This is a genomic window from Halobacillus litoralis, assembly GCF_020171725.1.
In the GTDB taxonomy this organism is placed as follows: Bacteria; Bacillota; Bacilli; order Bacillales; family Halobacillaceae; genus Halobacillus; species Halobacillus litoralis_F.
Genome location: NZ_JAIVAJ010000003.1, coordinates 128,156 through 140,104 on the forward strand (window position 1 = coordinate 128,156; position 11,949 = coordinate 140,104).

Annotated in this window: 16 protein-coding genes; 13 read left to right on the forward strand and 3 right to left on the reverse strand. The window is 45.9% G+C overall.

Going from position 1 to position 11,949, the window contains the following annotated elements:
- The first annotated feature begins 52 nt into the window (after window positions 1-52).
- The 3 genes from LCM20_RS08050 to LCM20_RS08060 all read left to right on the forward strand — a co-directional run bounded on the left by LCM20_RS08050 (window position 53) and on the right by LCM20_RS08060 (window position 2,304).
- Window positions 53-640, forward strand: a complete 588-nt coding sequence (locus LCM20_RS08050) for a TetR/AcrR family transcriptional regulator (protein ID WP_225194924.1) — start codon at window positions 53-55, stop codon at window positions 638-640.
- Window positions 641-678: 38 nt separating this feature from the next.
- On the forward strand, window positions 679-1,917 hold the full coding sequence (locus tag LCM20_RS08055; RefSeq protein WP_412097990.1) for an MFS transporter: 1,239 nt from the start codon (window positions 679-681) through the stop codon (window positions 1,915-1,917).
- A gap of 84 nt (window positions 1,918-2,001) precedes the next feature.
- Complete coding sequence (locus LCM20_RS08060; protein WP_225194926.1) at window positions 2,002-2,304, forward strand: hypothetical protein; 303 nt, start codon at window positions 2,002-2,004, stop codon at window positions 2,302-2,304.
- Between the two features lie 26 nt (window positions 2,305-2,330).
- Here LCM20_RS08060 and LCM20_RS08065 read toward each other — a convergent pair whose 3' ends face one another.
- The gene (locus LCM20_RS08065; protein WP_225194927.1) at window positions 2,331-3,260 is read right to left on the reverse strand and encodes a hypothetical protein; all 930 of its coding nucleotides are present in this window, start codon (window positions 3,258-3,260) and stop codon (window positions 2,331-2,333) included.
- A 45-nt stretch (window positions 3,261-3,305) separates the two neighbouring features.
- Entirely contained in the window at window positions 3,306-4,091 is a 786-nt protein-coding gene (locus LCM20_RS08070) for a hypothetical protein (RefSeq protein ID WP_225194928.1), read from the reverse strand.
- A gap of 169 nt (window positions 4,092-4,260) precedes the next feature.
- Here LCM20_RS08070 and LCM20_RS08075 point away from each other — a divergent pair, with 169 nt between their 5' ends.
- The 7 genes from LCM20_RS08075 (at window position 4,261) to LCM20_RS08105 (ending at window position 9,068) form a co-directional block, all read left to right on the forward strand.
- On the forward strand, window positions 4,261-5,298 hold the full coding sequence (locus tag LCM20_RS08075; protein WP_225194929.1) for a serine hydrolase domain-containing protein: 1,038 nt from the start codon (window positions 4,261-4,263) through the stop codon (window positions 5,296-5,298).
- Between the two features lie 43 nt (window positions 5,299-5,341).
- A complete protein-coding gene (locus LCM20_RS08080; protein WP_263622009.1) occupies window positions 5,342-5,524 on the forward strand; it encodes a hypothetical protein in 183 nt (60 codons plus the stop codon).
- Between the two features lie 14 nt (window positions 5,525-5,538).
- Window positions 5,539-5,775: a hypothetical protein gene (locus LCM20_RS08085; RefSeq protein WP_225194931.1), complete on the forward strand. Its 237-nt coding sequence runs from the start codon at window positions 5,539-5,541 to the stop codon at window positions 5,773-5,775.
- Between the two features lie 9 nt (window positions 5,776-5,784).
- A complete protein-coding gene (locus LCM20_RS08090) occupies window positions 5,785-6,240 on the forward strand; it encodes a GNAT family N-acetyltransferase (RefSeq protein ID WP_225194932.1) in 456 nt (151 codons plus the stop codon).
- 202 nt (window positions 6,241-6,442) lie between these two features.
- Window positions 6,443-7,432 (forward strand): LytTR family transcriptional regulator DNA-binding domain-containing protein, encoded by a 990-nt coding sequence (locus tag LCM20_RS08095; RefSeq protein ID WP_225194933.1) that lies wholly within the window; start codon window positions 6,443-6,445, stop codon window positions 7,430-7,432.
- 101 nt (window positions 7,433-7,533) lie between these two features.
- Window positions 7,534-8,373: an ABC transporter ATP-binding protein gene (locus LCM20_RS08100; RefSeq protein ID WP_225194934.1), complete on the forward strand. Its 840-nt coding sequence runs from the start codon at window positions 7,534-7,536 to the stop codon at window positions 8,371-8,373.
- Window positions 8,370-9,068 carry an ABC transporter permease gene (locus LCM20_RS08105; protein WP_225194935.1) on the forward strand — a complete coding sequence of 233 codons (699 nt, stop codon included), beginning with the start codon at window positions 8,370-8,372 and terminating at the stop codon, window positions 9,066-9,068. The genes LCM20_RS08100 and LCM20_RS08105 overlap by 4 nt, the downstream gene beginning before the upstream one ends.
- Before the next feature lie 36 nt (window positions 9,069-9,104).
- Here LCM20_RS08105 and LCM20_RS08110 read toward each other — a convergent pair whose 3' ends face one another.
- Window positions 9,105-9,527: an organic hydroperoxide resistance protein gene (locus LCM20_RS08110; protein WP_225194936.1), complete on the reverse strand. Its 423-nt coding sequence runs from the start codon at window positions 9,525-9,527 to the stop codon at window positions 9,105-9,107.
- A gap of 155 nt (window positions 9,528-9,682) precedes the next feature.
- Here LCM20_RS08110 and LCM20_RS08115 point away from each other — a divergent pair, with 155 nt between their 5' ends.
- The 3 genes from LCM20_RS08115 (at window position 9,683) to LCM20_RS08125 (ending at window position 11,843) form a co-directional block, all read left to right on the forward strand.
- A complete protein-coding gene (locus LCM20_RS08115; RefSeq protein WP_225195035.1) occupies window positions 9,683-10,126 on the forward strand; it encodes a MarR family winged helix-turn-helix transcriptional regulator in 444 nt (147 codons plus the stop codon).
- A gap of 126 nt (window positions 10,127-10,252) precedes the next feature.
- Window positions 10,253-10,771, forward strand: coding sequence for a sigma-70 family RNA polymerase sigma factor (locus LCM20_RS08120; RefSeq protein WP_225194937.1), 519 nt, complete (start codon window positions 10,253-10,255; stop codon window positions 10,769-10,771).
- On the forward strand, window positions 10,764-11,843 hold the full coding sequence (locus tag LCM20_RS08125; RefSeq protein WP_225194938.1) for a DUF4179 domain-containing protein: 1,080 nt from the start codon (window positions 10,764-10,766) through the stop codon (window positions 11,841-11,843). Before LCM20_RS08120 ends, LCM20_RS08125 begins: the two co-directional genes overlap by 8 nt.
- Window positions 11,844-11,949 lie beyond the last annotated feature (106 nt).

The window sequence follows — 11,949 nt, forward strand, 5'->3', positions numbered from 1 at the left end:
GTAAGGTTATAATTATGATTGATTAATCAATCATTTAAAAGGGGTGTTCGATATGGCGATTCAGAAATCGGAAGAAAAGAGGCAGAAGATTCTTCAAGCTGCGATTCAATTGTTTTCAGAGAATGGGTATTCAAAAGCGACAATAAAGGATATTTCGAAAGAAGCTGGGGTGAGCTTTGGTACGGTTTTTACGTACTACGAGACGAAGGATAAATTATTTGAAGCGGCAGTACTTGAGCCGTTAGAGGAGATGAAGCAGGTTCTTTTGTCGCATGCAGAGGACCAAGAAGACATTATCGATCAAATTAAAGAGACCATCAGAATGCATATGATGTATTTCGCGCGTCAGGCGACGTATGCAAGGATGGTACAGTACGTTATTGGACAACGTGAACGTTTCCCGGAATTATTCGATGAATTGAATGCCTTTACAGAGGACCTTCAGGATTCGCTCAAACCACTGGTTGAAAAAGGTCAGGAGGCGGGCGTGTTAATAAAACTAGACCCAAAGAACGTGGCCATCACGTATTTGGCGTATATCAATGGTGTACGTTTGACCACGATTGACGACATTGACCAAGTCCCTGCCTGGAACATGTTTGTTGATCATGCTTTTCTCCTGTTTGGACCAAAACAATGAAGGAAGAGCAAATGAGATTCCGCGATTTGCATCGAAACTTGAAGATACGAATGGTCACGCAGTTTTTCTCCCAATTCGCTCACTTGATGGTTATGCCCTTCCTGACGGTGTATTTTGCCCGTAAGGTTGGGGAGTCGACGACAGGTCTGATGTTGATCAGCCTTGTGTTTGTCGGCATTGCCGGAGGGCTGCTGGGAGGCTATTTTTCCGATCGATGGGGGAGGAAAAAGTTGATGGTCTATGCTGAAGCAGGGTCCGCCATAGCTTTTCTCATTATTGCCATCTTCAACTCCCCTTGGTTTGATATGCCCTATATGACTTACGCCGTATTCATTTTCTCGATGTTCTTCGGTGGTGTATTGGGTCCCGTTTCACAGGCTATGGTGCTGGACGTGACCACAGAAGAAAGCCGCCGATATGTGTTCACACTGCTTTACTGGGTGACCAATTTATCTTCCGCTTTAGCAGGTATTATCGGCGCTATATTGTTTCAACAGTACTTGTTTGAATTGTTCATTGGCATCAGTGTCGTATCCCTTGTATCCGCTGTCATCACTCAACTTTTCATCTCAGAAACCCACACTAAAACAATACCTCAACAAGACGTAACCCAACCAGTTTCTATGCTGAAGAATTATCAAGTCGTTTTCCTGGATAAATTATTTCTCGCGTTTCTACTGGCGGGCATATGCATTCTATCTCTTGAAGAACAGCTTACCAATTTTATAGCCATCCATCTTGCGGACACAATCGAGTCACAACCCCTTATTCCATGGGGAGGAGAAACCATCGAAGTGGATGGAGTCCATATGCTTGGTATTTTGCGGTCTGAGAATACGTTGATTGTTGTTTTTGCAACAGGATTGATTGCATGGGCTGTGAAAAAGTTGAGCGATCGTCTCGTATTGTGGGTCGGATTGAGCATCTATACAATCGGGTACGCCTGCTTAACCTGGCTTGGTCAGCCTTGGCTTTTATTGGTCGCTATGGTTGCTGCGACAGTAGGGGAGTTAATGTACATTCCAGTAAGGCAGAGTATGCTCGGAAAATTAGCACCTGATTCGGCACGAAGTTCTTATCTGGCCGTGCACCAATTTATATATTACATTGCGATGCTGATTGGAGCTGTTGATATCATGCTTTCAAGTATAGTTCCAGCATGGGTGATGGGAGTGAAATATGTCATCGTCGGTGGACTGGGATTGTTTATTTTTATAATGGTAAATAAGAGAATGGAAGAAAAAAAGGTTATTGAAAGGATTAAAATGATTGATTAATCAATCATTAATTAAGGTGGCATGATAAGAATAATCGATTCCATCCATACTAACGATAGAAACAAAGGTTAAGGAGGTCCGTGGATGGAAGAGTTTCCGATTATCCATACAAATGTATGGGATGCCCTCATTGCAGTGCCTGTCGTGTTGATTCTCACTCAAATCATAAAAAAAGTGTTTCCTGTACCTAAAGCAGCCGTACCGACAATTGCTTCAACGATCGGGTTCGTGATCTCTATATTCTTTGCTCACCGTCATAATCTTGCGGCGGGTCTATTCATGGGTGCATTCTATGGAAATGCTGCTGTTGGGGTTTATGCTTCTGTGAAAACTTCGATTCAAGCCTACAGAGCGAAGAGAAAAAAGAAAGAGCCTGACGCTCATTAAGAGGTCAGGCTCTCTATCTTTATTTGTTATGCGTTATCTGCTGTCGTGTCTTCATCCGTTTCAAGGTCTACTTCATCTTCCTCGATGCCTTCTTCACCTTCAGGTTGGTCTTCGTCAGACTCTTCTTCTTTCCCATCAGCGTGAACGGCAGAGTTCGGGACGGCGTTTTGGTGAGCTTGTTCGTTTGCATGCTCACTTGCCTGAGAGTGTTCCTTGTTTGAAAGATCAGCGGTTACTTCTTCTGTGGACTCTTCAGATTCCGCGTCAGAGGAAGAATCTTCTTCAGTTGACTCTTCATCAACTTCTGGTGTTTCTTCTTCTTTAGCTTCTTCGTCAGCGTCTACATCATCTTCTTCTTTGCCTTCCTGTTCGTCGCTTTCGATCTCATCTTCCTCGATGCCCTCTTCACTCACGGGCTCTTCCGATTCCTCTTCTTTAGGCTCTTCGCCTTCAGGTTGTTCTTCAGTGCCTGCGTGAACGGCAGAGTTTGGCGCAGCATTTTCGTGTGCTTTTTCACTTGCGCGCTCGCTTGCCATAGAGTGAGCCTTTTTGGAAAGGTCTACCGTTACTTCTTCTTCATCACCTTCAGTGGACTCGTCCATTTCAGGCATTTCGACCTCTTCTACTTTCGGCTCTTCTACATCATCGACAGCTACAGGTTCTTCTTTTTCCTCTTCAGGCTGTTCAACTGGCTCTTCAGTTTTCTCTGACTTGGCGTGAACCGCTGAGTTTGGTGCGGCATTTTTATGAGCTTGCTCACTTGCACGCTCACTAGCCATAGAATGCGATTTCTTGTTTTTCTTTTCTTTCTTCTTTGCTTTCTGCTCCATTTTAACTTCAACGGTTTTTTCAGCGTTTTTGCCATGAGAAGCTGCGTCTGCGACAGTGCCTCCAGCAAAGATTCCTACAGATAGTACGCCTGCTGCTACAATTGTTTTCATTACGGATGTTTTCATGATTCATTCTCTCCTTTAAGTTTATAAAAATAGTTGGTTACTTGTTTATAAAAATAAAGGAGATGTTCGGGGTGGTTCCCCTGGTGGTGCATTCATCCATTGGTTCCGGAACATCTGATAGCGGCTAGCCATCACGTGGTGGAGGGAGGGCTGAGCCGGTGTATCGGATGTTTGAACGAAATGCCAATTGATCGGCCCGTCCGCAGATGTCCGGTCTTTGCCGGTTTTCCCAAGCGTTTTCTGCGGAGAAGTCGGAATGATCACGCCTTCCTCAATCGGATCGGAAAAAGGGTGAGGAGGAAGCTTCGGAATAGGAGGTTCCTCCTTGGAGGTCGCCTGTTCTTCCTTATCCTCCAGACTGTTGTCCGTTTGTTGTGAAACCGAATCAGCGGGAGTAGATGGTGGAGGAGAAGGGATTCCTTTTGATTCTACCTTTTTCTCCGGTTCTACGTTCGCTTTCTTCTTTTGACTGCCTTTTTTAATAGAAGGTTTCTTTTCTTCTGCATGCTCAGGAATCTTACCTTCTGCGTTGTTTTGCTTTTGTTCGGGAGGGCCTTTTCTCTTATTGTCTGATCGATTCTTCTGTTGTGCATGGGCCGGCACCTTTGATTTAGGTTCGTGCGATTTCGCCTTCGTAGATCGCTTCGACGGATCCGGTCCTTTTGCCTTTTCGGGAGGTGCAGGCTTCTCACGTTTGTCTTCTTTCTTTTTTTGTGCTTGCGGTGGTGGGCCATCCTGGTTCTTACCCTTTCCTTCTGCAGCCATGACGTCAGCTGTAGAAAGGAAGAAGCAGCAAATAGCCACTAGAATCGAAAGCATCTTGATGTTCAAACGGTTCACCTCCCCCACGAATGTATTCTTTACTCATAGCTATACGATGAATCGTTTATTTTCTGACCGTTTCGACACACTTTTTAAAACTTTTCGAAATGGTATGGAAATTTAAAGGAGGATGTAGGGATGTGTCGAATCCTATGTACGAGAGAGGAGTAGGTTCATGATGAATAAAGAGGAAGTACAACGGTTCACCCGTGTCCACCGTCATACATTGAATACGCTGGATCAGGTCGTCGCAAGTGGAGCGGCAACGTTGGTCATACAGGACGATGAGATCACATTCGAATCTTACGTAGGAAAGCAGTCTGATAAAGAGGACGCAAGGGAAATACAGGCCGATACACAATTCCATGTCGCCTCTGTGAGAAAAAGTTATATCGGGTTTGCGGCAGCTTATGCGGTGTATTATGGCTACATTAACGACATCGATGAGCGAGTGACGAACCACCTGCCGGAAGTGGATGCGTCGCTCTGGGAGAGTACGACCATCCGCCATCTGCTCACCCATACGCACGGTCTCACGGATAAAGGAGAGAAACCGAAGCGTCTTCATCCTCCGGGGGAAGAATGGCGCTACGAAGGAATCGGATTGAAGGCACTCACTCAAATCATTGAGAAAACGACGGGACAGACGGTCGCACAGATTTTACATAAAAATGTCTTCGAGCCTTTAAAGATGACTGAGTCTGGCTGGTACGCGAAACTAGGTCCCAAGCATGTTGATGTCATACTGCGAGAGGCGAATGAAGGGGATTGGCAGCCGAGTACAAGTACAAAAGGTGACGACAAAAATATGTACGTGTCAGCAAGAGACCTCGCATTCTGGGGGTATTTCAACCTCAAGCTAGGCTGTATAGATGGTCGCCAGATTGTCCCGAAGGCGTTAATTGAACTCGCTACATCTTTGCATTCACCCGCTGAATTAAAGGAAGGTTTCCCAAGGAACGGATACTTATGGTTTGTTCAGGATCAGCCCTCTGATCAGACAGAAATCGGAGCTTCTGTTCCGAAGGGATCGTACCAAATTCTAGGCTACACGGGCGTGACGCTTCTTGTCATTCCGGATGAGAAAGTGGTGGCTGTACGGATGTTCAACAGCTTCGGGTCTCCGGAAGGGTACGATTACTTGGAAGATGTACGATCCTTTGGGGATACCGTGATGAGCTCTATAGAAGAAAAGAGCAAAGTGGACCAGCGATAATTTTTCCTTAATATGGTATTATGGTGAAAAAGGGGTGATCCAATTGATTACGGCGTTCATAATCATCATAGCGGCGGTCGTTGCGGATATCTTTTTATTTGATCAGGACCGAAAGCGTTGGGGATGGATGAAGGGATGGTCAACCTTTCATAAAGCCTTGTTTCTGTCGGGATTCGTCGTGGTTACCTTCGTCATCTATTTTCTACTCAGTGTAAGTGGGGCTTAATCTGGAGGGATTAAATGAAAGTGAAGAAAAAGATATATGCCGTTCAACTCATTCTCATTCCGTTCGCTTTTCTACTCGTACACATCACGATGGAGTGGTTTCAGGGGACGTTGAGTATGGAGTCTGTGTCCGGGATTTTTCCGATTCTTGTCATTTTCTTTTTTGTTACGAATACGGCGTGGTTTCTCATGGAAGAAAAGCTCTCGGCAGCGATTGCGCGTGATGAGGAACGGATAGGAAATCAAAGGTAGGTGCGTGGGATGTATGAATATTTCAATGGGTTTGTGATTCGTGATAGTACGGAAGGAATTCCATCAGAGAAGGTTCACACTTTGTTCAAGGATGCTGGGTGGGCTGGTGAACTTCCAGAATGGCAGAAAGAAAAGTACACGCTTATGTTTCAAAATTCTACATGGGCCTTTACGGTGTGGAAAGAGGAGCAGATGGTCGGTATGGTAAGGGTGCTCTCTGACCAAATTATGGCCTCGAACATTATGGATATGATCGTGCATTCGGATTACCAGGGAAATGGAATCGGGCGGAAGTTGGTAGAGCGTTGTCTTGAAAAGCTGCCACACGGGGATTGGTTTGCGCATACATCCTCTGACCGCTTCAGCTTTTATAAACAATGTGGCTTCGAAGTCCGGGACTTGTCGGACAATGGAACATGCGTCTACTATGGATATATTCAAGCAAGGAAAGAGGGGCATAGGTGACGCCAGCTGCTTTCACGACAAAAAAATACATAAAGGCACTCCGGATTTCCCGAGTCGCCTGTCCAATTCAGTCTGAAAAGAAGAGAGTATGTAGGGGCAGCTGTAGCTTTTTGAAGACAGCTGTCTTTTTTTATTTCCCCGGAAATATTTCATGTCGAGTGGTGGAAATGACTGTATAATGTTAGAAAAGGTGGTGCGGAATATGGATGTATTGATGTTTGATCAAGTAGAGAAGCGTGACCAGGATGCCGTTGTGATTCCCCGTTTTGATTTGAACATCGAGTCTGGTCGAGTAGTAGCGATTCAGTCTAATTTAGATATGCGTAAACGTTTGTTGAACGTATTGCTTGGCCGGGAACGGCTGACAGATGGGTCTGTTCGTCTGATGGGAGAGCCGATTACGACGGCCCGCTCAAAAGAAATAGGGTTCGTCTTCACGGAAGATGGACTATATGAACGGCTTAAGACGAAGGACCATTTGAAATTCCATAAGCGTCTTTATCAATCTGACAAAACGATTGAAGAGATTGCCGGACGGCTGAAGCTTGAAGATGATTTACATAGAAGAGTGGACAAGTTGTCTTTTTCGAAAAAGAAGCGGTTGTCGATTGCAAAGGTCATGTTTCAATCGCCGGATTTGATTGTACTTGAGGAGCCGGATCAGAATGTCGATTTAGAGATGAAGCAGCTCTTGATTTTATTGATTGAGGAGCTTCGTGAGGAACAGAAGGCGGTCCTGATTTTAACGAATCACATGGAGAGTGCTTCTGCCTACACGGATGATGTGTGTCGGATGAGTACGGAGGGGGTCATTCAGATTGGTCCCGAAGATGATACGTCGTTCTCCCCCATCAAACTGAATAAAGTGACGGCAAAGCTTGAGGATAAACTTTTGTTATTCGATCCGTCCGAGATCGACTTCTTCGAAAGTAATCAGGGGCAGGTTCTGCTGTACGGGAATGGAGAGCACTACCCTTGTCCATCGACGCTGGCTGATCTTGAAAAGCGTCTGTCCACCTTCGGGTTCTTCCGTTGCCACAGGTCGTACCTTGTGAACTTGCAGAGGGTTCGTGAAATCGTAACGTGGTCGAAAAACAGCTATAGTTTGAATTTGTCGGACGCTTCAAAGAGCCAGATCCCCCTTTCAAAGAATAAATTGAGTGAACTGAAGGAAATATTGAGCCTTTCATAGCTCCTTTCATCGTCTATTTCCCTCTTTTCGTCCACAATCAGCGGTGCTTGTGTGAAATATCCGATACGCTGTAAAGGAAGAAACGACAGGAGGGCAAACAGATGATTCAATTAGAAAACGTACACAAGGCATTCAAGGGCAAGAAGGCGTTAGACGGGTTAAATGTGCAAGTGACAAAAGGTGAGATCTTCGGCTTTCTTGGACCGAGTGGCTCTGGAAAAACGACAACCATTAAAATCCTTACAGGCCAGCTTAAAGCCGATTCCGGTGTGGTACGCGTGTTCAATAACGATACGCAGACGATACACGATTCAGATCAGCTGCAGCGTATCGGCATTATGACGGATAACAGCAGCCTTTATCCAAGGCTAACGGTACAGGATAACTTGAATTTATACTGTCAGTTGTATCGCGTGCCGATACGCAGAGTGAAAGAGGTACTTGAGATGGTTAATCTGGAAGGGGTCGAGCGCAAGAAAGTTTCGACGCTTTCAAAAGGAATGCACCAGAGGATCATCCTTGCCCGTGCCCTCCTGCATGAACCTGAGCTGTTGTTCTTAGATGAACCGACAGCTGCACTTGATCCGATTAATAAAGAGAAAATCCATCAGGGACTGCGCAAGCTGAAAGAGAGAGGGACGACGATCTTTTTGACGACACACGATATGGATGAAGCGGAAACGTTATGCGATCGTGTCGCTTTGTTGAATGCCGGGCGCGTTGTAGAGGAAGGAAGTCCCGCTACGCTCTGCCAGCGTTTTTCCGAGCCGATCATCACCGTGCAGCTTAAAGGTGGTCAGACGGTCACGTTCGAAAATGCCAAAGAAAGCGCCAAAGCGATTTACGATTGCCTGCTGTCAGAACAAGTGGTGTCGATTCATACCGATGAACCTTCACTCGGTCAAGTGTTCATTCAAGTTACAGGGAGGAATTTAGCATGAACCCGTCATTCCAGAGAATGTATGCCATTTTTAATAAAGATTTGAAAGATGTTTCAAAGAACTTATATGTATCTTCGACCTTCTTGCTGCCCCTCTTCTATGCATGGTTGTTTGCAAGAGGGCAGGAGGACGCTGTGGCTCTGCTTCCTATGATTGCGAACCTGACGTTTGCTACAGTAGGAGCGTTCCTTCAGGCTGCGGTAATCGCGGAGGAGAGAGAGAAGGGGACGTTGAGAGGATTGATGCTTTCGCCTGCTTCTATTGGAGAGATTTTGACAGGGAAAAGTATGCTGTCGCTTTTGGGGAGCGTTCTTGTGCTCTTTCTTTGTGTGAACCTATTAGGGGGCGTGCCTTCTATTCCTGGAGTAGCATGGGCTGGTTTTGCACTGATTCTTGTGTTTTACCTAGCGCTGGGTACATTGATCGGACTGATGTCGAAGTCGTTGTTAGAGGCATCGATCTTCATCCTGCCTGTGATCATGATTTTGGGGATGGGTTCGCTGTTCACGTCCTTGATCGCGGATGCGGAATGGCTGGCTGTCGTTGAAATCCTGCCGAACCTTCAGTTTGAAAAGTTGTTCCAGGCTTCAGGGAACGCTGAAGTACTGAGCTCTCTCGCATGGATTGCGGGCTGGACCGTCGTGACCATTGCGCTGACGGTTTGGTGGTACCAAAAGCGTACGGTTGATGAATAATGAAAAGAAGCTCGGCGAATGTCGCCGAGCTTTTTCTTATTTAGCGGTTGTATTTAATGTAACTTCGATATTGTTGCGTGTGGCGCGGGAGTATGGGCAGACTTGGTGGGCTTTTTCGACAAGCTGTTCTGCTTCTTCCTGTGTAACACCTGAGATTTCAACATCAAGCTGTACAGCAAGACCGAACCCTTCGCCGTCTTTTCCGATGCTTACGTTTGCTGTAATGACGGACTCGATGGACTTTTTCGCTTGAGAAGCGACAAGCTGCAAGGCACTGTCGAAGCACGCGGAATATCCGGCAGCAAAGAGCTGTTCAGGGTTCGTTGAGCCTTCTTTTTCCTGACCGCCTAACGCTTTCGGCATGGATAGTTCAAAGTCGATTGTGCCATCGCTTGATGTCACCGTTCCCTTACGGCCGCCTTGAGCGGTTGCTTTTGCTGTGTACAATGCTTTTTCCATATTCGTCATCTCCCTTTAATGGTTTTGTGTAATTTGATTGTGCACAATCAAATTTACAACAAAGTTCAGATGATGTCAAAAGGGACGCTCGGCAGCAGGATTTGTTGTGATGGATGGCAAGATTGGGTACACTTGGGATAGAAGGGGAGATCGGTATGGCTGAAGAGCATTTGAAGTTAGAAAATCAAATTTGTTTTTCCATATATGCGGCGGCTCGTGAGATGACCAAGCTGTATAAGCCGCTGCTTGAAAAGTTGGATGTGACGTATCCGCAGTATTTAGTGCTGCTCGTATTGTGGGAGGAAGAATCGATCACCGTGAAAGAGATGGGGCACCGTCTCTACCTTGATTCCGGTACACTGACTCCGATGTTGAAGCGGATGGAAGCGGCGGGTTTCATCGTCCGCCACCGTTCGCCGGAAGATGAGCGTAGCGTCATTATTTCCTTGACGGAAAAAGGTAAGGAAGCGGAAAAGGATGCAAGCGACATTCCGTTTCAGTTGGTCGACCAGCTTGGGATGAGCGAAGAGGAGCTTGTGCAGTTCAAAGCTTCCCTCGTCCAGACGCTCGAGCGCGTTCATGAGAAGAATAAAGAATGAGTCCTGTGCACAATCGTCCGCAACCCGGGCGATTTTTTTCTGAAGAAAATACATAAATCGAAAGCCAAATTCACCTTGCGATTGTCTAATTCGTGTCAGTACAAACAGGGAGAGGGTCAGCTAATCATGAAACGTTTAGTCAAAAAAGCGCAGAAGGGAAATGATCAAGCCTTTCTTCAGTTATTTCAACATTTCGAACAAGATGTGTACCGCATGGCCTACGTCTATGTGAAAAACAAAGAAGATGCACTGGACATCGTTCAGGAAGTCGCGTATCAGTCCTTTAAGAAGATCGACACGCTCAAGCATCCGGAATATATCAAGACGTGGCTGATCCGGATTACGATCAATTGTGCTACGAACCTTTTGAGGAAAAACCAGAAAGTGATTCATTTGAAGCCTGACCACGAGGAATACATCGGGGCGGAGGAAGAGGACCTCTCGCTATCGATGACCCTTCGTGACGTGATGGATCATTTGGAAGCAGATGAAAAGAACATCGTGCTACTTCGTTTCTACCACCATTACACGTTTCAAGAGGTGGCCGATCTTCTTGAGCTTCCACTCGGCACGGCCAAGACGACTTTGTACAGAGCAATAAGGAAACTTCGGTATGAGTTAAAGGAGAGTGAATGGTATGAGTAATAAGTGGAAAGAAGAACTCGACAATTTAGAACTTCCGGATGAACTGCATGACAGGGCAAAAGCTGGTGTGAAACGGGCGAAGGAGGAGAAGAAGCGTACAAAAGGGTGGAGGAAGCCGGTTGCAGCAGCTGTTCTTTTTCTAGGGCTTACTTCCGTCACGCTAGGCTTCTCGTTCCCTTCCACTGCCGGGCAGATTCCGATTGTCGGAAACATTTTTGAAGAAATGAGCGACAGCTTGAGCGTATTCGAAACGTACAAACCATTTTCCACAGAGCTGAACAAAGTGGAGCAAATGAATGGCATTCAAGTTACGCTTAACGATGCTATTTTTGACGGGAAGACTGTGACGCTGACCTATTCCATAATAACGGAAAAAGATTTGGGAGAAGACCTTATGGTGAAAGATTCGCTTGCTATTAGAGGTGTAAGTGGACTGACCGGGTTTTCACAAATCCAAAAGGTCGACGAGAACGAGTATGTCGGATTAGTGACGATGACCAGTCAAGATGAAGATGAGTTCAGTATGGCCAAGGTCAAGTGGGGCATTGATCAGTTTGTCTATGGAGATTCATCTGAAACGATAGAGGGAGATTGGAGCTTCAGCTTTAAGCTCGAGTCTACTGATTATCAAACGAAGCAGGTGATGGAGACGGTGGAGCAGGACGGTGTTCAAGTGACGCTTGAAAAAATGACAGCGAATCCAATGTCCTTTTCTCTCACATACACCCAGTCGATTACGGAAGAGGTGGACCGACATTGGAACGATGTCAATGTCGATCTCATGGTGAAGGATGATCTTGGAAATGTCTATGAGGGAGTGGGAAATGGAGGCTCGGGGGATGAGTACTCGATAACGTGGAGAGAAACATTTCAGGTGATCCATCCAGACGCCAGTGAATTGATCGTCACTCCGCACGTATCGTTACAAAACTCAGAAAGAAGTGGAGGATCTGTGAATGCAGATACAGGGGAAGAGATTTCGAGTTATTCTGAATCCGGGAGTGAAGATCCTTTGCCTGATCGAAGTTTTGATTTAGAGGACATTGTGATTGATCTGACAAGAAAGCCTTGATGATGTCGCAGTGAGGACGGTAGCTTGACGGCTGCCGTTTTTTGTTTTGTCTTCATTTTTACTCTTCTTCAATTTTCCATAATTCCTCACAAACATTTCATATTTA

Excerpts from the sequence above, each read along its gene's own strand:
- LCM20_RS08050 (WP_225194924.1), top strand. The coding sequence starts at position 53 with ATGGCGATTCAGAAATCGGAAGAAAAGAGGCAGAAGATTCTTCAAGCT.
- LCM20_RS08060 (WP_225194926.1), top strand. The coding sequence starts at position 2,002 with ATGGAAGAGTTTCCGATTATCCATACAAATGTATGGGATGCCCTCATT.
- LCM20_RS08065 (WP_225194927.1), bottom strand. The coding sequence starts at position 3,260 with ATGAAAACATCCGTAATGAAAACAATTGTAGCAGCAGGCGTACTATCT.
- LCM20_RS08075 (WP_225194929.1), top strand. The coding sequence starts at position 4,261 with ATGAATAAAGAGGAAGTACAACGGTTCACCCGTGTCCACCGTCATACA.
- LCM20_RS08085 (WP_225194931.1), top strand. The coding sequence starts at position 5,539 with ATGAAAGTGAAGAAAAAGATATATGCCGTTCAACTCATTCTCATTCCG.
- LCM20_RS08090 (WP_225194932.1), top strand. The coding sequence starts at position 5,785 with ATGTATGAATATTTCAATGGGTTTGTGATTCGTGATAGTACGGAAGGA.
- LCM20_RS08095 (WP_225194933.1), top strand. The coding sequence starts at position 6,443 with ATGGATGTATTGATGTTTGATCAAGTAGAGAAGCGTGACCAGGATGCC.
- LCM20_RS08100 (WP_225194934.1), top strand. The coding sequence starts at position 7,534 with ATGATTCAATTAGAAAACGTACACAAGGCATTCAAGGGCAAGAAGGCG.
- LCM20_RS08105 (WP_225194935.1), top strand. The coding sequence starts at position 8,370 with ATGAACCCGTCATTCCAGAGAATGTATGCCATTTTTAATAAAGATTTG.
- LCM20_RS08110 (WP_225194936.1), bottom strand. The coding sequence starts at position 9,527 with ATGGAAAAAGCATTGTACACAGCAAAAGCAACCGCTCAAGGCGGCCGT.
- LCM20_RS08115 (WP_225195035.1), top strand. The coding sequence starts at position 9,683 with ATGGCTGAAGAGCATTTGAAGTTAGAAAATCAAATTTGTTTTTCCATA.
- LCM20_RS08120 (WP_225194937.1), top strand. The coding sequence starts at position 10,253 with ATGAAACGTTTAGTCAAAAAAGCGCAGAAGGGAAATGATCAAGCCTTT.
- LCM20_RS08125 (WP_225194938.1), top strand. The coding sequence starts at position 10,764 with ATGAGTAATAAGTGGAAAGAAGAACTCGACAATTTAGAACTTCCGGAT.